The following is a 24,708-nucleotide window of genomic DNA, read 5'->3' as shown; positions in this document are numbered from 1 at the left end:
GGTCTTACTCCGCTGCTTCGACGAAGCGGTGACGTTCATAGAGGAACTTCAGCACGGCTTCGCGGCATTTGAGATAGGTTCGGTCGGAGGCAAGCTCGATGCGATTGCGCGGGCGTGCCAGCGGCACATCGAGGATTTCGCCGATATGAGCGGCCGGGCCGTTGGTCATCATCACGATACGGTCGGAAAGCAGAACGGCCTCATCCACGTCGTGGGTGATCATGATCATGGTGTTGCCAAGCCGCGCATGGATTTCCATCACCGCATCCTGCAGATGGGCGCGGGTCAGCGCATCGAGCGCGCCGAAAGGCTCGTCCAGCAGCAGGATTTTTGGTTCCATCGCCAGGGCCCGGGCGATGCCGACGCGCTGCTTCATGCCGCCGGAAATCTCGGATGGCTTCTTGTCCTTCGCATGGGCCATCTGCACGAGATCAAGATTGCGCATGACCCAATCATGGCGCTCGGCCTTGGACTTGGTGTAGCGGAAGACCTTCTCTACACCGAGATTGACGTTTTCGTAGACGGTGAGCCATGGCAGCAGGCTATGGTTCTGGAAGACGACCGCGCGCTCCGGGCCCGGCTCGTTGACCTCGCGGTTTTCCAAAAGCACCACGCCGGAGGAAACCTTGGTCAGGCCGGCAATCAGGTTGAGCATGGTGGACTTGCCGCAGCCGGAATGGCCGATAACGGAGACGAACTCGCCCTTGTCGATGGTGAGGTTGATGCCCTTCAACACCTCGGCGCGGCTGCCGCCCTTGTCGAAATATTTGTCGATATGATCGAGCTTCAAATAGGCGTTCATGAAGAAATCCTCCTAGTTCGCTGCCGCGCCGCGGGTGATGAGCTTTCCGGCGGCCGCCACCAGCTTGTCGAGGACGAAGCCGACGACGCCGATATAGGCGAGTGCCACGATGATGTCGGGCAGGCGGGATGAATTCCACGCGTCCCAGATGAAGAAGCCGATGCCCACGCCTCCCGTCAGCATTTCAGCCGCGACGATGGCAAGCCAGGAGAGGCCTACGCCGATGCGAAGACCGGTGAAAATGTAGGGCGCGGCGGATGGCAGCATGATCTTGTAGAAAAATTCGATCTGGTTGAGACGCAGCACCTGCGCGACGTTTCGGTAATCCTGCGGGATGTTGCGCACGCCGACCGCGGTATTGATGATGACCGGCCAGATGGAGGTAATGAAGATCACGAAAATGGCGGATGGATTGCTGTCCTGAAACGCGGCCAAAGACAACGGTAGCCATGCGAGCGGCGGGACGGTGCGCAGCACCTGAAAGATCGGATCGAGGCCACGCATCGCCCAGACGGACTGGCCGATGATGGCGCCGACAACGACGCCGACGATCGCCGCAAGACCAAACCCATAGGCAACGCGTTCGAGCGAAACGAGAACGCGCCAGCCAAGGCCGATATCCTGAGACCCATAATGGAAGAAGGGGTGGACGATCAGGTCGTAGCTTTCCTCAAACACCTGGCTTGGAGGCGGCAGTGACGAGCCGGGCGCCGAACAGAGCGCCTGCCAGAGGCCGAGCAGGATGATCAGGACGACGAGCGGCGGAACGACGTTTCGCGCAATCGATACGGCGATCTTGCGAAAAGAGAGTACCGACACCGGGCGGCGGTTCATGGCGATCACGGTGCCGCCCTTTGGCGTCGCAACGGCGATGGCCGTGCTTTCTGTCTTGCGTGCGGTTGCGGTCATGGTCTTGTCCTGTTTCCGGATGGTGTGTTGCACGGGTTGCGCGCCCCTCCGCCGGCTGCGGAGGAGCCATGGCGTCCTCAGGAGGCGGCCTTGATCGACAGGCTGTCGAGGTAAGCGGATGGGTTTTCGGGATCGAAGACCTTGCCGTCGAAGAAGGTTTCCTTGCCACGGGAGGTGGAGGTCGGAATATCGGCAGCGGCAACGCCCAGGTCCTTCGCGGCAGAGCGCCACAGATCTTCGCGGTTGACCTGAGACACCAGCGCCTTGATGTCGGTGTCCGGCGCGAACTTGCCCCAGCGGATGTTTTCGGCAAGGAACCAGCTGTCATGGCTCTGGAACGGATAGGATGCTGCGTCCTTCCAGAACTTCATGTAGAGATCGGTGCCATGAGCGACGCGGCCGTTGCCGTAATTGATGTCGCCCTTCAAACGGCCGAGCACGTCCTTCGGCGGGACGTTGAACCACTGGCGCTTGCCGAGAATCGTCGACATCTCCTCCTTGTTGTCCATGCTGTCGCACCATTGCTGGGCCTCCATCACGGCCATCAGCATGGCCTTGGCGGCATTCGGGTTCTTCTCAACCCAGTCGGCACGCATGCCGAGCGCCTTTTCTGGGTGACCCTTCCACAGTTCTCCGGTCGTACAGGCAGTAAAGCCGATGCCCTGGTTGACCAGCTGCTCGTTCCAGGGTTCGCCGACACAGAAGACGTCCATGTTGCCGACCTTCATGTTGGCAACCATCTGCGGTGGCGGAACGACGATGGTGGAGACGTCCTTGTCCGGATCGATGCCGCCAGCCGCCAGCCAATAGCGGATCCACAGATCATGTGTGCCGCCCGGGAAGGTCATCGCCGCCTTGATTTCCTTGCCGTCCGCCTTCTTCTTCTCGAAGGCAGCTTTCAGTTTCGAAGCATCGAGCTGGACGCCTGTGTCGGTATAGTCCTTGGCAACGGAGATGCCCTGGCTATCGAGATTGAGGCGGGCGAGGATCGCCATCGGCACCGGTACGTTGTTCTGCGTCACCTTGCCGGTGTGCATGAGATAGGGCATCGGGGTCAGGATATGGGCACCGTCGATCCCGTTGGACGCGCCGCCGAGAACGAGGTTGTCACGCGTAGCACCCCAGGAGGCCTGCTTCAGCACCTCGACATCGGGCATACCATGCTTGGCGAAAAGTCCCTTTTCCGATGCGACGATCAGTGGTGCCGCATCGGTCAGCGCGATGAAGCCGAGTTTTGCGCCCTTGACTTCAGGTTCGGACGTGGCGGCGAAGGCGCCAGAAGGGAAAGCCGTTCGGACGGCGGTGATCAGGGCTGCAGTGGCCGACGTCTTCAGGATCGAGCGGCGGCTGATCGAACTGGAAAGCATTTTCTTCATGTCGCATGTTCCCCTTTTTGGCAGCCTCATGGGCGCCCTATGACTTTTGCGAAGCCCAAAAACAAAAAAACGCCGCTCGGTGATGCGCCTTCGGAACGGGAGGAGGTTCCGGGCTGCATACCTTGCGACGTCTGTGTCGTATGAAGAACGCTGATAACGCGTTCCTGCTGCTCCGATCGCCGTTGACCCGAGCGTTTTACACAAAGCAAGCACCGTGCCAGTTTTTGTGCGTGTCTCTACTAAATTGAAAAATATAAGTTTTTTTAGATGCAGGGTCTGTAGTTGGTATTTAAGCCAAAAAATTTCAGGCTATTATTTAATCTGCGCTCCGACCCTTGGCTCCAAAAATGCAGCACTCGATGCTTCAGAAGTCGCCTGTCGCGGGTTGGGCCGTGGCCGAATTCTTAACCGGGAAGCGCTCGACATAGGCTGGAATGTCTGAGGGATCGAAGGTCATTCCATCCATGAAAAGTGCTCCTGCGCCATCGTTTTCATCCTGAAGAGCAGCGCCGCCCGTGCCTAGCGCCGCGCGATACAGGTCAGGACGATAGGCGGATGCGGCAGCCTTGGCACCCTCGGCCGAAAACGTGGTCTGTCCCCAACGGATCATCTGGCTGTAAATCCAGAGCGCCTGTTTGGGTTGCGGATCGTTGGCGTGATCGGCGTGGAACTGGAAGTATTTGTCGATGACGCGCTGGTTGCCCTGGCTGTCGATATGGAACTCGCCTCCCAACACGCGTCGGAGAATATGTTCAGGCGCGCCGATATAGCGCGGATCTGCAAGCGCTTCGCTCAAAGCCTGCCGATTTTCCAGGCCGTCGCACCAGCGGGCGGCGGCGTCCAATGCCACGAGAAGTCTCGCCACGCTTTCCTGCTGGCTCTCCGCCCAATCGGGGCGCATGCCGATGACTTTTTCCGGTGCGGACGGCCAGATATCCTGCTTGACGGCCACGATGCGCCCGACGCCGCGCTCGCAGGCAATCATGTTCCAGGGAGCGCCGACGCAGAAGCCGTCGATTGCACCGGCTGCAAGCGCGTCGGAGGTCAGCGGTGGCGGCACGACCACCAGCTTGACATCCGTGTCCGGGTGGATGCCACCCGCTGCCAGCCAGTAGCGGAATTCGTAATTATGCGATGAGAATGGATAGGTCATGCCAAGCGTGGGCGTCGGCTCTCCCTTGGCCCGCATCTCATCAAGCACGCTTTTCAGCGCGCGGGCATTTTCCAGCGCACCCGCTGTTGCGGACAAGCCGGTCGTCTCCTGCATTCTTGAGAAAAGCGCAGTGGAAAGCGTAATGGCGTTGCCGCCTCGCCCGAGCGAAAAGGGCGTGATGGTCGGCGAGGGGTTCGAGCCGAGACCGAGCATGGATGCCACCGGCATGGGCGAGAGCATGTGGGCAATGTCGAACTGGCGAAAGGCGAGGCGGTCGCGAACATTCGCCCAGGAGACATCTTTCACCAGGTCGAGCTTCAGGCCCTCCTTCTCGGCAAAACCGAATTCGGCCGCGGCAATCAGGACTGAGGCATCCACAAGCGGGATGAAGCCGGCCCGGAGGGTGCGCTGCCGGTCATTGCCGATCGGCGCAGGCGCTGCAATGCCGGATTTCCTGTCTGCAAGATCGTCTATGACCGTCATGCTATCGCTCCTCGTCCGGTGGCGGCCGTCACATCAGTAGCCCGGCAGCCGTGACCACGCTTTGCGCGATCTCGGACAATTTCTTTTTCTCGTTCATCGCCGTCTGGCGCAGCAGTGCGAAGGCTTCCTCTTCGGAAAGTCCGCGCATCTTCATCAATATGCCTTTGGCGCGCTCGACGACCTTGCGCTCTTCGAGCGCGGATTTCGCCTCGGCCAATTCTCGCTGCAGGCGGCTAAACGCGTTGAAACGGCTAACCGCCATATCGAGGATCGGCTTGACGCGCTCTTTCTTCAGCCCGTCAACGATATAGGCTGAAACACCGGCTTCCACAGCGGCCTCGATCGACGCCGTATCCGATCGGTCGACAAACATGGCGATCGGCCGGCTGATCGTGCGCGTCAGCTGAAACAGATGCTCCATCATGTCGCGGTTGGGATTTTCCAGATCGATAACGATCACATCGGGCTGCAGCGTCTCGATGGTGCGGGCCACCCCGTTGACCTCGTGAATGACGGTAACCTTCATATGACCGGCCTCACGCAGTCCTTCCTCGATAATCGAGGCGCGGATGGCGTTTTCATCGATCACAAGAATGGTCAAATCCCGAAGCGTCATGCGCGCATCAATGCCGCAGACCTGTCGAAATAGCAATGTTTTTCACCATGTCTAAAAATTAAGCAAATGAGTGGGGTCACAGCTTTCTTTGGTTCCGATCATTCTGTCGGCAGGCCGCTTCTTGACAATGATATGATGTTTGGAAAGGTTACTTGCATGAGTGCAGGGGCTGATTGGATTTACGAGGCGAACCCGGTTTATCGCAAAAGTGCGGCGGAATCGGTATTCGAGGATTTGCGGTCGGCCATCGTGTCGGGCCGGCTGACGGTTGGCACGCGCCTGCCATCGGAAACGCATCTGGCCGGTCGATATGGTGTCAGCCGCCCCATCGTGCGCGAAGCGCTTCGCTCGTTGCAGACGCTTGGCATGACGCAGACGCGCACGGGCAGTGGTACGTTCGTCCTGACGGATTCTCCCCGACAAGAGTTGCGCTACGGCGGCTATTCGGCACGCGATCTGATGGAGGCGAGACCTTTCGTCGAGGTGCCCGCCGCCGGTTGGGCAGCCCTTCGCCGAACGGACCAGCAGGTGGCGCGGATGATGAAGCTCTGCGGCGAGATGGATCAACAGGAAGATTTGCACAAATGGGTGCTGCTGGACTGTGAGTTCCATAGCGCTATCGCAGAAGCTTCCGGCAACTCGCTGTTTGCCAAGGTGATTGCGGATGCCCGTGACAGCGTCAGCCAGCAATCGGAACTGCTGAACCTCATGGCCCACCGCCGCGTCGCTTCAAATATCGAGCATCGCAAGATTGCAGAAGCAATCGAGGCAGGCTCTGAGGATGGCGCGCGCCAGGCGATGGAAGCCCATCTCGGCAAGGTCAAGCAGGCGGTGACCTCCATCATGGGTGATGACGCAAGATAAAGCGTAGAGTCTGGGAATGCCGGAAGACTGTCATCGTCTCCCGGCTTGCCTTGTCTGAATGTCTTATGCGGCGGGCTGCACAGCAGTTGCGGTAATGTTTGCCAGCAATTCCGGCCTCAGCGCTTCGATCAACTGTTCGGCGCTCATATAGCCTTTCTCCAGCACGACCTGCGGCACGGTCCGACCGCTTGCCAGTGCCTCGCGTGCAACCTCGGTTGCGGCGTAATAGCCGATCAGCGGATTGAGCGCCGTCGCAATGCCGATCGATTCTTCCAATCGACGCGCCATGATATCGACATTGGCGGTAATGCCGACAACGCAGCGTTCCGCAAGCGTCCGGCAGGCGGTGCCGAGCTGGGCGATGCTTTCCGACAAGGCCCGCACGATGACAGGCTCGAAGGCGTTCAGCTGAAGTTGACCGCCCTCTGCGGCCATGGTCACGGTGATGTCGTTGCCGATGACCACGAAGGCGACCTGGTTGACGACTTCCGGGATCACAGGATTGACCTTGCCGGGCATGATGCTTGAGCCGGCCTGTACGGCGGGGAGATTGATCTCACCGATGCCGGCACGGGGACCGGAGGATAGCAGGCGCAGGTCATTGCAGGTCTTCGAGAGTTTGACGGCGACGCGCTTCAATACGCCCGAGAGATGGACGAAAGCGCCAGGATCCTGCGTTGCTTCGATGAGGTCGCTTGCCGTCACCAGTGGTCGACCTGTCAGTTGGACGAGATGCTTGCAGGCAATCGCGGCGTAACCGGCAGGAGCGTTGAGGCCTGTACCGATCGCCGTCGCACCGAGGTTGATCTCATGCAGCAATGCTGCCGATTCAATCAGGCGCGCGCGGTCCTCCCCGAGCATCACGGCGAAGGTGCGGAATTCCTGGCCAAGTGTCATCGGCACTGCATCCTGCAACTGCGTGCGCCCGACTTTCAGAACGCCGTCAAATTCGCGGGCCTTCGCCTCGAAAGCGTCCTGGAGCACGAGCATGGACGCGGCCAGTTCATCGATTGACTCGATCAGGGCGATATTGATGGCTGTCGGATAGGCGTCGTTGGTGGATTGGCTGAGATTGACGTGATCGTTCGGGTGCAGGTGCTTGTAATCGCCCTTGGCGTGCCCGAGAATCTCCAGCGCGCGATTGGCGATCACCTCATTGGCATTCATGTTGGTAGACGTTCCGGCCCCGCCCTGAATCACATCGACGATGAACTGGTCATGGAGGGCACCGTCGCGGATCTCGCGGCAGGCCGTGACGATGGCGTCCAGACGCTCCTGATCCAGCAGTCCCAACTCATGGTTTGCCAGTGCCGCGGCCTCCTTGACGAATGTCAGTCCGCGAATGAGATAGGGATAGCGGCCGATCGTTGCGCCGCTGATCTGGAAGTTCTCCGCCGCGCGTTGCGTGTGCACTCCCCAATAGGCATCTGCCGGGACATCCTTGGGCCCAAGAAGATCGCGTTCCTGACGCATCGTGATCATATCATCCTCCATGTAGATCCGATAATTTGTAAAGCTGCTAGACAGATTTAACTTGGTTTAATCCTGTCCATGATGTAGGTCAATGGCCGGGGAGAGGGTTGACGGGCGCGCAGTCGAGAATTAAGGGATCGAAAATCTGTCATGCAGCCTTACAGAATGGCTAGCTTGACCTTTCGGCGCCTGGAGTTTTGACAGAGCATTCTCGCGCAAGGACAGAACGGGTCATTCATCAAGTCTATGGACGATAGCTCTGAGGGAGGAGCGACACCAGTGGATAAGGTAACTCAAGCAAACCATGAACGTCAGGTCGAGATCCAGGAGGATTTCGGCTATCACAAAGCACTCAAACCGCGCCAGATCCAGATGATCGCCATTGGCGGCGCGATCGGAACTGGGCTTTTCCTCGGTGCAGGCGGACGCCTTGCCATTGCCGGCCCCGCTCTCATCTTCGTTTATGCAATTTGCGGCTTCTTCGCCTTCCTGGTGCTCAGAGCACTTGGCGAATTGATCATGCATCGCCCGACATCGGGTTCGTTCGTTTCCTATGCCCGCGAGTTCTACGGCGAGAAGATGGCCTTCGCTGTCGGCTGGATGTACTGGATGAACTGGGCGATGACCTCGGTTGCCGATGTGACGGCGGTTGCCCTCTACATGAATTTCTTCAAGCAATATGTGCCCTGGATGCAGGGCATCGACCAGTGGGTGTTCGCGCTCGGCGCGCTCATCATCGTGCTCGGCATGAACATGCTGTCGGTCAAGGTGTTCGGCGAACTGGAATTCTGGTTCAGCCTGATCAAGGTCCTCGCGCTCTTCACCTTCCTGATCGTGGGTGTTTACTTCGTCATTTTTGGAACGCCAATCGAAGATCACGTCACAGGCTTCAGCCTGATTGCCGATAATGGCGGCTTCTTCCCCAATGGCATTCTACCGGCCTTCATCATCATTCAAGGTGTGCTCTTCGCCTATGCCTCTATCGAGTTGATCGGAACCACCGCAGGTGAAACGGAGGATCCGCGCAAGGTGATGCCGAAGGCGATCCGCACCGTCGTCTTCCGCCTTCTCGTCTTCTATGTCGGCTCAGTCCTGCTGCTTACGCTTCTTTTGCCCTATACGGCCTACAAGGCGGGCGAGAGCCCGTTCGTGACCTTCTTTGGCTCCATCGGGGTGGAAGGCGCTGACATCGTCATGAACCTGGTCGTTCTGACCGCGGTTCTGTCGTCGCTGAATGCCGGCCTCTATTCGACCGGGCGCATCCTGCATTCGATGGCGGTGTCCGGCTCTGCACCGGCGGCGCTGGCGAAGATGAATAAGGCTGGCGTGCCCTATGGCGGCATCGCGGTCACGGCTGTCGTCACTGTGCTCGGCGTCATTCTCAATGCCATCGTTCCTTCGGAAGCATTTGAAATTGCGCTCAATCTTGCCGCGCTCGGCATTATTTGCGCCTGGGGCGTCATCGTGTTATGCCAACTCAAGCTGTGGCATCTGTCCCGGCAGGGGAAGATGCAGCGTCCGGATTTCAGCATGATTGGCGCGCCTTATACGGGCATCCTGACGCTTGTCTTCCTGTTTGGCGTTCTGGTGCTGATGGCATTCGATTACCCTGCGGGCACATATACCGTCGGCTCTCTTATCGTCATCGCACCGACTTTGGTGGGGGGATGGTATTTGATGCGTGGCCGTATTCAGGAATTGTCGAAAGTACAGCAGTTGCGTGACGCTGGCGCGCGGGGTCAGCAGTGACCATCGCAATTCCGACCGATCATGACAAAGGGCTGGTGGCGGTCATTGCCACCGGCGGCACCATTGCGAGCCAACGCGATGAAAGCGGGGCTGCGAAACCCTCGCTCTCCGGTGAAAACCTCCTCTCCGGCCTTGGCGGCGATAGCGCCTCCGTCAAACCCGTCGAGCTGATGGCGAAGGATTCCTCCAGCCTGACGATCTCCGACATGCAGGCGATCAGCGATGCGGTTGGTGTCGAGCTTGCCGACCCTGCGGTATGTGGCGTCGTCGTGCTTCACGGCACGGATGCGATGGAAGAAACCTCACTGCTCGTTCATCTACAGCATAGGCTCGGCAAACCGGTGGTATTCACCGGCGCGCAGTTTACGGCCGATAACCCGCTCTCGGATGGCCCGGCCAATCTTCAGGCGGCGATTGCCGCTGCCGCGACGCCATCCAATAGCGACAAGGGCGTTCTTCTGTCTTTCGGTGGCAAGTTGCTGCCGGTCTGGGGTCTCTACAAGCGCTCAGCCGACGATCCGGATGCGTTCGATCTTGCGGGACCTTCCGACTGTCCTCAAAGCCCTGAATTTTCGGCGCCGGTCGATGCTATCCGCATCGACATCGTCGCAATCTATCCGGGCTGTGAAGCGACCCATATCGATGCCAGTCTTGATGCGGGGGCCAAAGGCATCGTTCTTTGCGCTCTCGGCTCAGGTAATGCCAACGCGGACGTAGTTGATGCTCTGCGGCGTTGTCGCGAGAGACATGTTCCGGTCGTCGTTTCCAGCCGCGTTCCCGAGGGGCACCTGGTGGCGGGCTATGGCGGAGGCGGTGGCGGTCACGATATGGGGGCTGTCGGTGCCATCCATTCCCGAACATTGCGGCCTGGTCAGGCAAGAATTCTGCTGGCATCGCTTATAGCCGCGTCTGCTGGACACCGCGACATGGCGCGGGCTTTCAACGACTTTCGCGACTGAAACGATCCGCGGATAACACGGAAGTGGCAGAAATGTGATTTCTGCGGAACTTATCGTCTTCGACCCTGTTAAGCCCCAAGGGAAATTAACAGGGGCTCTTCATGGCGGTCACCATTACTGCTGTCGCTCTAGCGCTTGTCGGCCTTGCGCTTTTCGGCTTCGGTTCTCAACTTATCATGCTCGGGGGAAGCTTTTATTACGCTCTCGCCGGGCTTGCCTTCGTCATCACGGCAATTCTTCTCTTCAAGCGAAACAAGGCGGCGCTGCATTTTTACGCGCTCTTCGTGATCGCGACGCTCGGCTGGGCCTTGTGGGAAGTTGGTCTCGACTGGTGGCAGCTTGGACCGCGTGGCGGCCTGATCATCGTGATCGGCATCTGGCTGCTGATGCCGTGGATCCGTAAGCCACTCGGTTTTGTCAGTCCGACCGGCATTCGCTACGGAGCAAATGCCGTCCCGCTTCTGGTGGCTGTGGTCATTTCCATGGGTGTGGCCGCCGTGTCGATGACGCAGGACCCGCATGACCAGGAGGGCAATCTTCCGACGGAGGTCGTCAACAACGCGCCCTCTTATGGAAACGCTGTTCCGGATGGCGAGTGGCATCAATATGGACGGACGTCCTATGGCCAGCGCTATTCGCCGCTGACACAGATCACCACTGCCAATGTTGGCGATCTGAAGGAGGTCTGGCGTTATCAAACCGGCGACGTCAAGCTTCCCGACGATGTTGGCGAAACGACGTATCAGGTAACGCCGCTGAAGGTTGGCAAGACACTCTTCCTCTGCACCCCGCACAATTGGGCGATCGCCATCGATGCGGCGACCGGCAAGGAAAAGTGGAAATATGATCCGAATGTCGGCCTGAATCCCAATCGCCAGCACCAGACATGCCGCGGCGTGACTTATTATGCCGATCCAGCCGCTCAGGCAGGCTCGCAATGCGCCGCGCGCGTCTATTTGCCAACATCCGATGCTCGTCTGATCGCGCTCGACGCCGAAAGCGGCAAGGTCTGCACGTCATTCGCAGACCAGGGCGTTCTCCATCTCGAAGTCGGTATGAAGTACAATCCGGCTGGCTACTACTACTCCACATCGCCGCCCGCCATTGCCGGCAACAAGATCATCGTCGGCGGCGCAGTCAACGACAACTACTCCACCCAGGAACAGTCGGGCGTCATTCGCGCCTTCGATGTGAACAGCGGAGAGCTGCTGTGGAACTGGGATTCCGGAAACCCTACCCAAACCCAACCGCTTCCGCCGGGTCAGACCTATACGACCAACTCTCCCAACAGCTGGTCCGTATTCAGCGTCGATGAAGCGCTTGGGCTCGTCTACATCCCTTTGGGAAATCAAGTTCCTGACCAGCTCGGAATGGGTCGGAGCGAGAATGTAGAGAAGTACTCCTCGTCGATCGTGGCACTCGACGTGAACACCGGGCAGGACCGCTGGGTCCGGCAGACGGTGCATCACGATCTCTGGGATATGGATGTGCCGGCCCAGCCGGTGCTGCTCGATATCACCAAGCCGGATGGTCAATCTGTTCCCGCTCTCGTCGGTCCGACCAAGCAGGGCGATATCTATGTGCTGGACCGTCGGACGGGTGAGCCAATCCTGCCGGTGACCGAAGAGCCGGCACCTGGTGGCGCAATTCCCGAGGACTTCTCCGCGCCGACGCAGCCTACATCTGCCTTGACCTTCAAGCCGGAACCGCTGCAGGAAAAGAACATGTGGGGTGTCTCGCTGTTCGATCAGCTCGCCTGCCGCATCAAGTTCCATCAGCTGAACTACGAAGGTCGCTACACCCCGCCGTCGCTGAATGGATCGATCATCTATCCTGGCAATTTTGGTACTTTCAACTGGGGCAGCGTCGCAGTCGATCCCGAACGTCAGGTCATGTTCGGCATGCCGACCTATCTCGCCTTTACCTCACAGCTCGTTCCGCGCGACCAGATCCCGCCGAGGGGTCAGGATGAAAAGGGCAGCGAGCAGGGTCTGAACCGCAATGATGGTGCACCCTATGGCGTGCTGATGGGCCCGTTCCTGAGCCCGATCGGCATTCCCTGCCAGGCGCCACCATGGGGCTATGTCGCCGGTGCCGATCTTAGAACCGGCAAGGTTGCCTATAAGCACAAGAACGGCACCGTTTACGACATGACGCCGCTGCCACTTCCCTTCAAGGTCGGTGTGCCGGGTATCGGCGGTCCGATGATTACCAAAGGTGGCGTCGCTTTCCTCGGCGCAGCGGTGGACGATTATCTGCGTGCTTACGATCTGACGAGCGGCAAGCAGCTTTGGGAAGCACGCCTGCCCGCGGGTGGGCAGGCCACGCCGATGACCTACGCTCTCGACGACGGCAAGCAATATGTCGTGATGGTTGCAGGCGGTCACGGTTCGGTGGGGACCAAGCCCGGCGATTATGTCATCGCCTACACGCTCCCATAACCGGATCATTTCGCTAAAACCCTTGATGGCCGGGACCTCGTTCCGGCCATTTCGTTTATGCTCAGCACAATGATCCACTTGTTTTTGATATGTAATAACATTACAAGAGCTTGCTTGACGGACGAGATCAAATAGGTCTATCTGGCTGGCGACGGTTCCAAGCGAGTGATCGTGAGGAATAATAGGGAACACGGTGAGGGGATATCTCCAATGCCGTGGCTGCCCCCGCAACTGTAAGCGGATTGTCGAGCACTCGTGGCGCATTCACCTGCGTCAGGCCACTGCGAATTGTCGTGGGAAGGCGGGCAAGACGATCATCCGTGAGCCAGGAGACCTGCCGTCATAAGTTCATTCCAATGTCACGGGCGGGGATGCCCTGAACAGGAGACGTCATGATTGTTATTTGCGCCCTTCAGCGCTCACATCCATCTGTCTTTTTTCCTCGTTCTCGATCGTCTCACCCCCGTGGCTGTCGAATGAGTGTTTCATTCGCGCTCACATGACGGCGTCTTGCTTGTCGGCAACGTCGACGATTTCGGGGATTATCGGACCATGACATTTCATTTCACCGGCGCATTTCTGGCCGCTGCATTCACTGCGCTCTCGATCGTGCCGAAAACGGCAGAGGCTGCCGAAACGACCTACCCCTTGACGCTGAAAAATTGCGGCAGGGACGTCACCTTTCGGCATGCTCCACAGCGCACCGTTTCTCTCGGTCAGAGCACCACGGAAATTCTTTACCTGCTCGGACTGGCCGACAAGGTGGTCGGTACGGCCGTCTGGATCGGCCCGGTCATCAAGGGATACGAAGAGGCCAACGCCAAGGTCGAGCGCCTCGCGGACAATGATCCGAGTTTCGAGAGTGTGGTTGCCAAAAAGCCGGACCTCGTAACCGCTCAGTTTCAATGGCATGTCGGTCCGGAAGGCATCGTGGCGAAGCCTGAGCAATTCGAAGAGCTTGGTATCCCGGTTTACACGTCGCCTGCCGATTGCACGGGTAAGGACAATTCGGGCGGCGGCGATGGTGTCAGACATTCGGTCTTCAACATGGACCAGATCTACCAGGAAATTGCTGAACTCGCGCAAATCTTCAACGTGCAGGATCGAGGTGAGAAGCTCATCGCCGACCTGAAGGCCCGCGAGGGTGCTGCGCGTCAGAAGATCGCATCCGTGAACGGCAAGCTCTCGGCTGCCTTCTGGTTCTCCAGCGCCGAACTGGATATCGATCCTTACGTGGCGGGCAAGAATGGTGCACCCGGCTACATCATGTCGGCGCTCGGCATCAAGAATGTCATCGACAGTGATGAGGAATGGCCGACCGTAGGTTGGGAAACCATCGCCAAGTCCAACCCCACGATCATCGTCGCAGGCAAGATGGACCGCCGCCGGTTTCCAGCCGACGATATCGCAGTGAAGCTGAAATTCCTGAAAGATGATCCCGTTACAAGCCTGATGCCAGCGGTGAAGGACAACCATATCGTCGTCATGGATGCGCAGGCGATGAACCCGACGATCCGCACCATCGACGGCATCGAGGTGTTGGCCGACCAGATCGTCCAACTTGGCCTAGCGAAGTAAGAGGATGCCCGCTCCCTTGCTTTACACCCGCGCTGCCGTCATTGCAGCCGGGTGTCTTCTGGTGGCGCTTTGGCTGGGCGCGTCGATTGGCGAAACCTCCATTCCGATGGAGGTTGTCGCCAAGACCGTCGCAAATCGCCTCTTGCATGCCGCATATCCACTGGATGCCATCGATGAGGGGATCATCTGGAACTATCGTTTGAGCCGAGCCGTGGTTGCCGCCTGTTGTGGCGCAGCGCTTGCCGTCTCCGGTGTCGTGCTGCAATCGCTGCTGCGCAATCCTCTGGCCGACCCCTATATTCTCGGCATCTCCGCTGGAGCATCGACCGGCGCGGTCAGCGTCGCCCTCCTTGGCTTCGGCGCGGGCATGCTGACACTGCCGCTCGGTGCATTTCTTGGTGCGCTCGTGGCTTTTGCGCTTGTCAGCCTGCTGGCGCTCAGGGCAGGGCGGGGTAACAGTGCAATCATTCTGGCCGGCGTTGCCGGTTCGCAATTGTTCAACGCGCTTACCTCATTCATTGTCACCAAGGCCGCCAATGCGGAACAGGCGCGCGGCATCATGTTCTGGCTGCTCGGCAACCTGTCCGGCGTTCGCTGGACGGATGTCTCGCTTGCCCTTCCCATAGCCATGTTCGGTCTTATCGTCTGCCTCTGGCATGCCCGCGCCCTGGACGCCTTTACCTTCGGAGCGGAGTCGGCCGCCTCTCTTGGCATTCCCGTGCGCCGCGTCTATGTCGTCCTGACGGGCACGTCTGCCTTGATGACGGCGGTGATGGTCAGCATTGTCGGATCGATCGGCTTTATCGGTCTCGTCATTCCCCATGCAGCCCGTCTTGTTGTCGGTGTTCGTCACGGACGCCTGTTGCCGGCCGCCGCGCTGATCGGCGCCATCTTCATGATCGCTGCCGATATTCTCTCCCGCACCATCATCGCTGGCCAAGTCCTACCGATTGGTGTGATTACCGCACTCTTTGGTGCGCCGGCCTTCGCGCTCATCCTTTCGCAGCGAAGGAGGGCGGCATGATGCTGTCAGCGCGCAACCTAAGCTGGGCGACGGGCGGCGTCGATATCGTCAAGAACATCAGCCTCGATCTTTCTGCCGGCGAGTTTCTCGGCATCGTCGGACCCAACGGGTCGGGCAAGACGAGCCTCATGGCCATGCTCTCTGGCCTGAGAAAACCGCGCTCCGGTGAAGTCTTGCTGGATGGCAAGTCGTTGAACCAGGTTCAGCGCCGTGATGTGGCGCGTCAGGTCGCGCTTGTCGAGCAGCAGGCGGAGACGCAGGAGCGCATCAACGCCCGCCAGGCGGTTGAGCTTGGCCGCATTCCGCATAAGGGCGCCCTGTCTCCATGGACTTCTCAAGATGATGAGATTGTCGATCAGGCGTTGCATGACGTCGATATGGAGGGCTTCGGGAGACGGATGTGGCATACGCTGTCCGGCGGAGAGCGGCAGCGTCTGCATATTGCCCGCGCTTTGGCGCAGCAGCCGAAGATCCTGCTCCTCGACGAGCCGACCAACCATCTCGATATCGGACACCAGATCGCACTTCTGCATCTGGTTCAGCAGCAGAAACTGACAGTGGCCGCCGCCTTGCATGATCTCAATCACGCGGCGATGTTTTGTGACAGGGTTGCCGTGTTGAAGGCGGGAGCGCTTGTCGCGATGGGTAAGCCTTGCAACGTGCTGACCCCGGACCTCATCCTCGATGTGTTCGGCGTTCATGTCGATGTGGAACGAGAAGGCAAGGATGCCTGTCACATCCGCTATCGCGCCCCGACTTTGATCTACCCAGTAAGGACGACATGATGAAATTGTTGCTATCCATTGCTACGGCCGCCGTCGCTTTGTCGCTGAGTGCGGGTCTCGCCTTTGCGGAGAACTTCGAGGTCAGGATGCTCAATCAGGGTAAAAAGGGTTCGATGGTTTTCGAACCCGATTATCTTCACCTCCAGCCTGGCGACACGGTGAAGTTCATCGCCACGCATAAGCGCCACAATGCCGCGACCATCGACGGCATGGTTCCAGAGGGGGCGAAGGGTTTCAAGAGCAAGATCAACGAGGAGATTGAAGTCACTTTCGATCAGCAGGGCTTCTACGGCATCAAATGCTCACCGCATTTTGGTATGGGCATGGTCATGTTGATCAAGGTGGGTAAGGGTAGCCTGCCGGAACACTACAGAAGCGTGGCACTGCCAGCCCGCGCCAAGCCACGTCTCGACGCTCTTTTTGCCGAGGTGGAGGCAGATCAAGGCAAACCCTGAGCAATTGACAGTAGGTCAGGCGCTCTTTCCGCAACATCTATCGGAAAGTCTGACCGATGGTCTTGAAGCGGTAGGCGCTCTTCCTACATCTGCCTCAACCCGCTGGTCCGGGCCCCTCTGGTGAAAGTCTCGGCGCTTTCACGATGTCGGACCTTTTCCGACACCACGCCGAGGCTGCAGAGGCCCCTCATGCTTTCCGATATCGCCGCATGGTTCATCACGCTGTTCGTCGTCGATCCGCTTCAGGCGGAAATGCGCGAACAACTCGATCGTGCAAATGCGTCTACTGAGATCATCCAGCAATCGCAGCGTTGCGTTGCCAGCCAGACGCCGCAGCTTCTCAAACGCGCCGGCGAAGACCCGGCCTGGGCGATCGCCACCGTTGTCGGTTTCACCTTCGGCTGGACGTCACCGGCGCAATTGCTGGATAAGGGCGATCCGAACTGCGCAGCCGTTCTAGGCTTGTTGCAAGGCCGTGACGGTGAAGGGACCGAGGTGTAATATCTAAGACCGCAGGGTCTTAGACAGTTCCGTTGCGCCAGCCCCGGTACCATTCGACGAAATGCTGGACGCCTGTTTCGACGGGCGTTTCCGGCGCATAGTTCGTGAGTGCACGCAACAGATCCGGTGAGGCATAGGTGCGCGGCACGTCGCCCTGTTGCATTGGCAGCATGTTGCGGATGGCCTTCTGGCCAAGGACCGTTTCCACCGTTTCGACGAAGCGCATCAATTCGACCGGTTGGCCACCGCCAATATTGACCACACGGAACGGTGCGTGCTTCGACAGCGTATCGGTCACACCCTCTTCGATGACGCGATTGTCTTCGGAAGGCGCAATGTGGCTGAGGCGGATGATGCCTTCCACCAGATCGTCGATATAGGTGAAGTCACGGCTCATCATGCCTTCGCCGTAGATATCGATCGGCTGGCCCTTGAGGATGGCATCGACGAACTTGAACAGCGCCATATCGGGACGGCCAAAGGGACCATAGACCGTGAAGAAGCGGAAGGCGGTCGTCGGTACCTTGTGGAGATGCGCGTAGCTATGCGCCATCAGCTCCATCGACTTCTTGGTGGCCGCATAGATCGTCATCGGCTCGTCGGCGCGGTCGCTCTCGGCAAAGGGCACTTTCTCATTCGAGCCGTAGATCGAGGAGGTCGAGGCGAGCAGAAGATGCTTTGGCTGGAGATTTTTCGCCAGCTCCAGAATATTCCAGGAGCCGATGAGGTTCGAGTTCACATAGTCTTTGGGGCACTCGATGCTGTAGCGAACGCCCGCCTGCGCCGCGAGATGGATGATCACCTCCGGCTCAGCGAGATCGGCCGCGCGGTTGAGCGCATCGGCATCTTCCAGCATGCCGATCTGAGCTTTGAAGCCGTTCGAGCGGGATAGGATCGCGTGCCGCTTTTCCTTCAGCGCCACATCGTAATATTGCGTCATCCCGTCAAAGCCGACGACGAAGTGACCATCGTCCAGCAATCGCTTGGCGAGATGAAAGCCGATGAAACCTGCCGTGCCGGTAATCAGATAACGCATGGGTGTGCAGACCTTCCGTTACTGTTCCGAGCGGCCGATGCTCGAATAGGCGAAGCCATGGGCTGTGACTTCGTCGGCGCGGTAGATGTTGCGCAGATCAACGAGGACAGGGCTCTTCATGGTGCTTTTGAGACGGGCGAGATCGAGCGCGCGGAACTGGTTCCATTCGGTCACGATCACCAGCGCTTCGGCATCCTGCGCCGCCTCATAAGGCCCCTGCGCATAATCGATGCCCTCAATCAAAGGCTTGGCATTCGCCATGCCTTCCGGGTCATAGGCTGTAACTTTCGCTCCGGCATCTTGCAATGTCTGGATGACGGTAATCGCCGGGCTGTCGCGCATGTCGTCGGTGTTCGGCTTGAAGGTCAATCCGAGAACGGCCACCTTCTTGCCGCGGATATCCCCGCCAGCGGCTGCGATGACTTTGCGGCCCATGGCGCGCTTGCGGTTGTCGTTCACAGAAATCGTTGCCTCGATCAGACGAACCGGGCTGTCATAGTCCTGCGCGGTCTTGGCAAGTGCCAGCGTATCCTTGGGGAAGCAGGAGCCGCCGTAACCCGGCCCCGCGTGAAGGAATTTCGAGCCGATGCGGCCATCGAGGCCAATGCCGCGCGACACGTCCTGCACATCGCCCCCCACCTTTTCGCAAAGGTCGGCGATTTCGTTGATGAAGGTGATCTTCATCGCCAGGAATGCATTGGCGGCATACTTGATCAGTTCGGAGGTGCGCCGGGTGGTGAAGAGAAGTGGCGACTGGTTGAGATAGAGCGGACGATACACTTCCGTCATCACCGGACGTGCGCGCTCGTCGGAGAGGCCAACGACGATACGGTCGGGACGCTTGAAATCGTCGATTGCCGCACCTTCGCGCAGAAACTCCGGGTTGGAAACGACGGCAAAATCCGCAGTCGGGTTTTCCTCACGGATGATGCGCTCCACCTCGTCACCGGTGCCGACAGGCACGGTGGACTTGGTGACGATGACGGTAAAGCCGGTGATGGCTGCTGCGATTTCCTTCGCTGCCGCGTAGACATAGCCGAGATCGGCATGGCCGTCACCGCGGCGCGATGGCGTGCCGACGGCGATGAAAACAACATCCGCATCTGCAACAGCCGTTTTCAGATCAGTGGTGAAGCTCAGCCGGCCGGCCTTGGCATTGGTGGAAACAATGACATCGAGACCAGGCTCAAAAATCGGGATCTGCCCGTTCTTCAACGCGTCGATCTTTTCCGGCATCTTGTCGACGCAGATCACGTCATGGCCGAAATCAGCAAAGCAGGCGCCAGAAACCAAGCCGACGTAACCTGATCCAATCATCACAATACGCATTAAACAACCTTTTTCCAGGCTGGGCGGTAAAGCCACTCAGCGACTTAAATATTGTCTCTAAAATTGCTATTTATCTGCCTTCCTCTGCATTCACAAGCACACAAACGGATTTCAACGAGAATAGTAAAATTTTTTTGTACCGAATAAAACCAAACGGCTCTTCAAGCTATTCTCCCTTTACTATCAGTAACGCCTTCTTGCCGCAGGAACTTCATGACCCAACCCAACACTCTCCAGGAAATTGCATTCTGGCTCTCTCGACAGGGCTATGAGGGCACGCCGGAAGAGGAGCTTCTGGCGGGCTTTTGCGAACGCTGCAACGCTGCTGGCATCTCCATTTCCTCGGCTTTGGTCCTGATGGACACGCTCCACCCGGATTTCGAGGGGCATGCCTTCCAGTGGGACAGCCGCGATACCGTCAATTCATCCAGTGTCTATGATTTCACCGATGAGGGTACGGCGCGTGAGGCTTGGGAGAGCTCCGTCTTCTTCCATCTTTTGAAAGAGGATGCGGAAGAGATCAGGCAGCGGTTGTTCCTCAATGAACCGGCGAGCTTCTACAAGCTGGATGAGCTGCGCAATGCGGGTCATACCGACTACATCGCGTCCATCCATCGTTTTACGGAGCGTGGTAGCATCGGGGAAATGAGTGCCTTTTATTCCCGCTGGCTCACCCGGCAGCCGGAGGGCTTTCACGACGATGAGTTGGCTGCGTTGCGCATGCTGCTGCCAACACTGGCACTGGCCGTTAAAACGGCCTGCTGCATGCGCATCATCGAAACGATTACGGATGTCTATCTTGGCCGCGATGCCGGTCGTAAGGTGATGAGTGGCACGATCACAAGAGGAGAAGTTGAGCGGATCGAAGCGGTCCTGTGGTTTTCCGATCTTCGGGATTTCACCGGCATTTCCGATCGCGCCAAGCCGGATCAGATCATCCCGTTTCTTAATGATTACGCCGGTCTCGTCATCGATGCGATCCACGCGCATGGCGGCAGCGTGCTGAAACTGATCGGCGATGGCGTGCTGGCGATCTTCCGAAGTGGCAACCGGCAGGATGATTGTGCCGCAGCACTTGCCGCAGAAATGACGATGCGGACACGCCTTTCCGTTTTGAACCATGAGCGTCACACGAGAGACCTTCCGACGACAGATGTCTATCTCGGTCTCCATGTCGGTGAGGTTTTCTATGGCAATATCGGCAGCCGAGGGCGCCTCGATTTCACCGTGGTCGGCCCGGCAGTCAACATGGTCAGCCGCATCGGGGGTCTGTGCGGTTCGGTTGATCGCGACACGGTGATGTCGCGGGATTTCGTCGCCACTTGCCCTGAAGAGATGCAGGCGCTGATGGTGTCGCTCGGGCGGTACGCCCTGCGCGGCTTTGCGAGAGCACATGAACTCTTCACCATCGACCCCGAACTGGCTTGATCATCCACCAACAAACCGACCGTTGCTGAAATGTCAGTGGTACCGCTTTTGTGTATTTTCGCCTTGTGCGTGTGGAGCATGAGGCGTAGCCCTTGTATTGAGGAGCCACCAATCATCATGATCTGACGCGCATTTAGCCGCGATCGCAGACCGGCTCGCCCATGTCTTTGCCGTTACCGTCTGGATTGTTCGTCATGCAAAAAGGTTTTCTTCTCGGACTGCTCGCTTACGCCAGCTTTTCCTGGGGAGACGCCACGATCAAGTCGCTTGGTCACCAGGTTTCGGTGTTCGAGATCGGCTTCTTCAGTATCCTGTCGTCTGCCGCCATCATCTTCTTCACCAAGCCACGGGAAGAACGGTGGCGCGAATTCTGGCGCATGAGCCGGCCTTTTGCGGTGCATGGGCGCGCAGTCTCAGGCCTGCTCGCGGGCATTCTCGGCATCTACGCCTTCACGACGCTGCCCTTGGCAGAAGCCTATGCGCTGATCTTTCTCTCCCCGCTGTTCGTCACCATCCTCTCCGCAGTGGTGCTGAAGGAAGACATCGGGCTCTGGCGCTGGTCCGCAGTTTTTGCCGGAATTGTCGGCGTGTTCCTTGTCGTGCGACCGGGCTTCAAGGCCTTGGAACTCGGTCACCTGGCGGCAGTCGGTGTCGCTCTTCTGGCGGCGATGACGATCGTCATTTTGCGTTCTCTTGCCGGTCGTGAAAAGCGCACCTCGATCATGGGCGTGCTGCTGGTTTACGGCCTGACCTTCAACGGCATTTTGGCTATTCCGCATTTTCACGTCCCGACACTGCATCAGGTCGGCGCCTTTATCATCATCGGCATTTGCACGGCGGTCGGCCAGATCACGTTGCTGACGGCAACGAAGATCGCGCCTGCCAGCCAGATTGCGCCGTCGCATTATTCACAAATCCTCTGGGCGGTGGGGATCGGCGCTTTCTTCTTCGCCGAGTATCCGGATACGCTTGCGGTGTTTGGCCTGATCGTGATCGCCAGTGCCGGGCTGCTCACGATGATGCGTGAAAAGATCCGGCTTGGGACCGTGCGCTGGAATCCGTTTTTCCGCAATCGCCTGTAGCGAAGCTGGCTTTAGGATGTCCAGGCGCTACAGCGGCTTACCGACCTGCTCCAGAAGCCAGGTCTGAAACGCTTGCGCCAGTACATTGTCCTGCCGCCCCTCCGGAAGAGCGATGTGGTAACTCTTGTCGGTCGCGAGCGGTACATCGAACACCACGGCCAACTGGCCTGACACCAGCTCGGCCTCGATCAGATATTTCGGCAGAAGCGCGAAGCCAAGTCCACTGATCGTCGCTTCAATCAACATCGAAAACTGGTCGAAGCGGCTGCCGCGATATGCGCCCTCCGACGCGATGCCGTTCATCTCGAACCAATCGGTCCAGAGTTTTGGGCGGGTGGTGACGTGCAACAGAGGCTTGGACAAGAGGTCTGCATGGGTCTTGGGCGTGTGTTTCGCGAGTAGCGACGGGCTTGCGACCGGGACGATGACCTCGTTGCAGAGGAAGGTGCAGGTGCCGCGTGCCCAGACCGGCTGTCCGTAATGGATTGCGATATCGAAACTCTCTTCGTCGAAATCGAAAGGCTGGGATCGCGATCCGACGGTCAGAACCGTTTCCGGGTAAAGCGCCATGAATTTGTGCAGGCGAGGGGTCAGCCAGCGGCTGCCGAAGGTGGGCAATGTGGCGATGGAGAGCGAGGCGCTGGAGGTCCCGGCCGTGACTGCGCGCACCATCAACTGCTCGGACTGGTGCAAAAGCTTCTGCACGTCGGGCAGGAACTTGCGGCCCGCATCGGAGAGTACAACCCGCCGTCTGATGCGCTCGAAGAGCAGCATGCCGGTCTGTGCCTCGAGGTCGCTGATCTGCCGGCTGACCGCACTTTGCGTCAGGTTCAATTCTTCCGCCGCCCGGGTAAAGTTTCCATGCCGTGCAGCACATTCAAACGCCTGCAGCGTGACGATATCGGGAACCAGTCGTCTGCGCGTATCCATTCCTGCCTCGCATCAACCCACCCGCTTTCCTCATTTGAAATGGGTGGTTCCAGACGTATATGATCTGGAAAGAGAATGAAATGGGTGGTTCGCACCCGACCAACTGCCCCGAGCCATCTCCCGCGTGCCGGAACAACAGGTGGCGAAAATCGTCAGGAGCCAGAATATGTCCGCAGCCAAAGTCGATGTCGTGAAGGAAGCAGCCGCGCTTCTGTCCAAGATGGGCGTCTCGTCCGATCTCTATCAGGGTGGCGACATGGCCTCCTTCAGCCCCGTGACGGGCGAGCAGGTCGCGAGCCTCAAGACGGTTTCCCCTGCAGAGGTCACAGGTATCGTCGAGAAGGCGGATACCGCGTTCCGCGCCTGGCGCCTGGTTCCCGCGCCGCGGCGTGGCGAGTTGATCCGGCTTCTCGGTGAAGAGCTGCGCGCCTTCAAGACCGATCTCGGTCGCCTCGTCTCGCTCGAAGCCGGCAAGATCCCGTCGGAAGGCCTGGGTGAAGTTCAGGAGATGATCGACATCTGCGATTTCGCCGTTGGTCTGTCCCGCCAGCTTTACGGCCTGACGATTGCGACGGAACGCCCCGGCCATCGCATGATGGAAACCTGGCATCCGCTCGGCGTCGTCGGCGTCATTTCCGCCTTTAACTTCCCCGTTGCCGTCTGGTCCTGGAATGCAGCGCTTGCCATCGTCTGCGGTAACTCCGTCGTCTGGAAGCCGTCGGAAAAGACACCGCTGACGGCGCTTGCCGTGCAGGGTATTTTCGAGCGCGCGGTCGCCCGCTTTGGCGATGCGCCGGAAGGTCTCAGCCAGCTTTTGATCGGCGATCGCGCGGTGGGCGAAGCTTTGGTCGATCATCCGAAGGTCCCGCTGGTCTCGGCCACAGGCTCCACACGCATGGGTCGCGATGTCGGTCCGCGTCTTGCCAAACGTTTTGCCCGTGCCATCCTCGAGCTTGGCGGCAACAATGCTGGTATCGTTTGCCCATCGGCGGACCTCGACATGGCGCTGCGCGCCATCGCCTTCGGTGCCATGGGAACGGCGGGCCAGCGCTGCACGACGCTGCGCCGCCTCTTCGTGCATGACAGCGTCTACGATCAACTGGTGCCGCGCCTGAAGAAGGCTTATGCTTCCGTCTCCGTAGGCAATCCGCTTGAAACGTCTGCCCTCGTTGGCCCGCTGGTCGATAAGGCGGCATTCGATGGCATGCAGAAGGCACTCGAAGAGGCTAAGGCGCATGGCGGTGTGGTCGCCGGCGGCGAGCGCGTCGATACAGGGTCTGCCAATGGCTATTACGTAAAGCCCGCACTCGTGGAAATGCCCAAGCAGGTCGGCCCGGTTCTGGAAGAAACCTTCGCGCCGATCCTCTATGTGATGAAGTATTCCGATCTTGATTCTGCGATTGAGGCGCACAACGCCGTCGCGGCCGGTCTCTCCTCGTCCATTTTCACGAAAGACCTTCAGGAAGCCGAACGTTTCCTCGCGGCCGATGGCTCGGACTGCGGCATCGCCAACGTCAATATCGGCACCTCCGGTGCCGAAATCGGCGGTGCATTCGGCGGTGAGAAGGAAACCGGCGGCGGCCGTGAATCCGGTTCGGACTCGTGGAAGGCCTATATGCGCCGCGCCACCAATACGGTGAACTACTCCAAGGCGTTGCCTCTGGCGCAGGGTGTGTCGTTCGACATCGAGTAAAGTCGCGCGACTAACGCGAAGAGCCGAAAGGCTGGCAGAGAA

At 58.9% G+C, this 24,708-nt stretch carries 21 protein-coding genes and 1 riboswitch; of the genes, 12 read left to right on the top strand and 9 right to left on the bottom strand.

Annotated elements, in window-relative coordinates:
• Positions 1-4: 4 nt before the first annotated feature.
• The 5 genes from ACTJKV_RS21030 to ACTJKV_RS21010 all read right to left on the bottom strand — a co-directional run bounded on the left by ACTJKV_RS21030 (position 5) and on the right by ACTJKV_RS21010 (position 5,339).
• The gene (locus ACTJKV_RS21030; RefSeq protein WP_111850834.1) at positions 5-802 is read right to left on the bottom strand and encodes an ABC transporter ATP-binding protein; all 798 of its coding nucleotides are present in this window, start codon (positions 800-802) and stop codon (positions 5-7) included.
• A 12-nt stretch (positions 803-814) separates the two neighbouring features.
• Positions 815-1,711, bottom strand: a complete 897-nt coding sequence (ntrB, locus tag ACTJKV_RS21025; RefSeq protein ID WP_062597605.1) for a nitrate ABC transporter permease — start codon at positions 1,709-1,711, stop codon at positions 815-817.
• Positions 1,712-1,788: 77 nt separating this feature from the next.
• Complete coding sequence (locus tag ACTJKV_RS21020) at positions 1,789-3,087, bottom strand: CmpA/NrtA family ABC transporter substrate-binding protein (RefSeq protein ID WP_113272385.1); 1,299 nt, start codon at positions 3,085-3,087, stop codon at positions 1,789-1,791.
• 364 nt (positions 3,088-3,451) lie between these two features.
• Entirely contained in the window at positions 3,452-4,723 is a 1,272-nt protein-coding gene (locus ACTJKV_RS21015; protein WP_440599408.1) for a CmpA/NrtA family ABC transporter substrate-binding protein, read from the bottom strand.
• Between the two features lie 28 nt (positions 4,724-4,751).
• Positions 4,752-5,339 (bottom strand): ANTAR domain-containing response regulator, encoded by a 588-nt coding sequence (locus ACTJKV_RS21010; RefSeq protein ID WP_062427764.1) that lies wholly within the window; start codon positions 5,337-5,339, stop codon positions 4,752-4,754.
• A 156-nt stretch (positions 5,340-5,495) separates the two neighbouring features.
• Between ACTJKV_RS21010 and ACTJKV_RS21005 the strand changes: the two genes are divergently transcribed.
• Positions 5,496-6,203, top strand: a complete 708-nt coding sequence (locus ACTJKV_RS21005) for a FadR/GntR family transcriptional regulator (RefSeq protein WP_440599407.1) — start codon at positions 5,496-5,498, stop codon at positions 6,201-6,203.
• Positions 6,204-6,266: 63 nt separating this feature from the next.
• Here ACTJKV_RS21005 and aspA read toward each other — a convergent pair whose 3' ends face one another.
• Positions 6,267-7,685: an aspartate ammonia-lyase gene (gene aspA / locus ACTJKV_RS21000; RefSeq protein WP_376782209.1), complete on the bottom strand. Its 1,419-nt coding sequence runs from the start codon at positions 7,683-7,685 to the stop codon at positions 6,267-6,269.
• Between the two features lie 237 nt (positions 7,686-7,922).
• Between aspA and ACTJKV_RS20995 the strand changes: the two genes are divergently transcribed.
• The 8 genes from ACTJKV_RS20995 (at position 7,923) to ACTJKV_RS20960 (ending at position 17,168) form a co-directional block, all read left to right on the top strand.
• Positions 7,923-9,425: an amino acid permease gene (locus ACTJKV_RS20995; RefSeq protein WP_440599406.1), complete on the top strand. Its 1,503-nt coding sequence runs from the start codon at positions 7,923-7,925 to the stop codon at positions 9,423-9,425.
• Positions 9,422-10,384: an asparaginase domain-containing protein gene (locus ACTJKV_RS20990; RefSeq protein WP_440599405.1), complete on the top strand. Its 963-nt coding sequence runs from the start codon at positions 9,422-9,424 to the stop codon at positions 10,382-10,384. Before ACTJKV_RS20995 ends, ACTJKV_RS20990 begins: the two co-directional genes overlap by 4 nt.
• Positions 10,385-10,485: 101 nt before the next feature.
• Entirely contained in the window at positions 10,486-12,825 is a 2,340-nt protein-coding gene (locus ACTJKV_RS20985; RefSeq protein WP_111850841.1) for a glucose/quinate/shikimate family membrane-bound PQQ-dependent dehydrogenase, read from the top strand.
• A gap of 135 nt (positions 12,826-12,960) precedes the next feature.
• A riboswitch (cobalamin riboswitch) is annotated at positions 12,961-13,181 on the top strand.
• Positions 13,182-13,377: 196 nt separating this feature from the next.
• On the top strand, positions 13,378-14,403 hold the full coding sequence (locus ACTJKV_RS20980; RefSeq protein WP_440599404.1) for an ABC transporter substrate-binding protein: 1,026 nt from the start codon (positions 13,378-13,380) through the stop codon (positions 14,401-14,403).
• Between the two features lie 4 nt (positions 14,404-14,407).
• Positions 14,408-15,427 carry a FecCD family ABC transporter permease gene (locus tag ACTJKV_RS20975; RefSeq protein WP_440599403.1) on the top strand — a complete coding sequence of 340 codons (1,020 nt, stop codon included), beginning with the start codon at positions 14,408-14,410 and terminating at the stop codon, positions 15,425-15,427.
• Positions 15,424-16,212 (top strand): ABC transporter ATP-binding protein, encoded by a 789-nt coding sequence (locus ACTJKV_RS20970; RefSeq protein ID WP_440599402.1) that lies wholly within the window; start codon positions 15,424-15,426, stop codon positions 16,210-16,212. The genes ACTJKV_RS20975 and ACTJKV_RS20970 overlap by 4 nt, the downstream gene beginning before the upstream one ends.
• Entirely contained in the window at positions 16,209-16,667 is a 459-nt protein-coding gene (locus tag ACTJKV_RS20965) for a pseudoazurin (protein ID WP_440599401.1), read from the top strand. The genes ACTJKV_RS20970 and ACTJKV_RS20965 overlap by 4 nt, the downstream gene beginning before the upstream one ends.
• A gap of 189 nt (positions 16,668-16,856) precedes the next feature.
• Complete coding sequence (locus tag ACTJKV_RS20960; protein WP_440599400.1) at positions 16,857-17,168, top strand: hypothetical protein; 312 nt, start codon at positions 16,857-16,859, stop codon at positions 17,166-17,168.
• 19 nt (positions 17,169-17,187) lie between these two features.
• Here the strand turns inward: ACTJKV_RS20960 and ACTJKV_RS20955 are convergent, their stop codons facing one another.
• Positions 17,188-18,204, bottom strand: a complete 1,017-nt coding sequence (locus tag ACTJKV_RS20955) for an NAD-dependent epimerase (RefSeq protein WP_440599399.1) — start codon at positions 18,202-18,204, stop codon at positions 17,188-17,190.
• Positions 18,205-18,222: 18 nt separating this feature from the next.
• Complete coding sequence (locus ACTJKV_RS20950; RefSeq protein ID WP_113262016.1) at positions 18,223-19,533, bottom strand: UDP-glucose dehydrogenase family protein; 1,311 nt, start codon at positions 19,531-19,533, stop codon at positions 18,223-18,225.
• Positions 19,534-19,746: 213 nt separating this feature from the next.
• On the opposite strand from ACTJKV_RS20950, the gene ACTJKV_RS20945 reads away from it, so the two are divergent.
• Together ACTJKV_RS20945 and ACTJKV_RS20940 are read left to right on the top strand one after the other, a co-directional pair.
• Positions 19,747-20,961, top strand: coding sequence for an adenylate/guanylate cyclase domain-containing protein (locus ACTJKV_RS20945; RefSeq protein WP_440599398.1), 1,215 nt, complete (start codon positions 19,747-19,749; stop codon positions 20,959-20,961).
• A 194-nt stretch (positions 20,962-21,155) separates the two neighbouring features.
• A complete protein-coding gene (locus tag ACTJKV_RS20940) occupies positions 21,156-22,043 on the top strand; it encodes a DMT family transporter (RefSeq protein ID WP_440599397.1) in 888 nt (295 codons plus the stop codon).
• A 27-nt stretch (positions 22,044-22,070) separates the two neighbouring features.
• Here ACTJKV_RS20940 and ACTJKV_RS20935 read toward each other — a convergent pair whose 3' ends face one another.
• Positions 22,071-22,973 carry a LysR family transcriptional regulator gene (locus ACTJKV_RS20935; protein ID WP_440599396.1) on the bottom strand — a complete coding sequence of 301 codons (903 nt, stop codon included), beginning with the start codon at positions 22,971-22,973 and terminating at the stop codon, positions 22,071-22,073.
• Between the two features lie 166 nt (positions 22,974-23,139).
• Between ACTJKV_RS20935 and amaB the strand changes: the two genes are divergently transcribed.
• Positions 23,140-24,666, top strand: coding sequence for an L-piperidine-6-carboxylate dehydrogenase (amaB, locus tag ACTJKV_RS20930; RefSeq protein ID WP_440599395.1), 1,527 nt, complete (start codon positions 23,140-23,142; stop codon positions 24,664-24,666).
• The last annotated feature ends 42 nt before the right edge of the window (positions 24,667-24,708 follow it).

The sequence above is a fragment of the Agrobacterium sp. 22117 genome (assembly GCF_052045735.1).
Taxonomy (GTDB): domain Bacteria; phylum Pseudomonadota; class Alphaproteobacteria; order Rhizobiales; family Rhizobiaceae; genus Agrobacterium; species Agrobacterium cavarae.
Note: the sequence above shows the minus strand (reverse complement) of the source record. Positions and strands in the feature narration are given on the sequence as shown.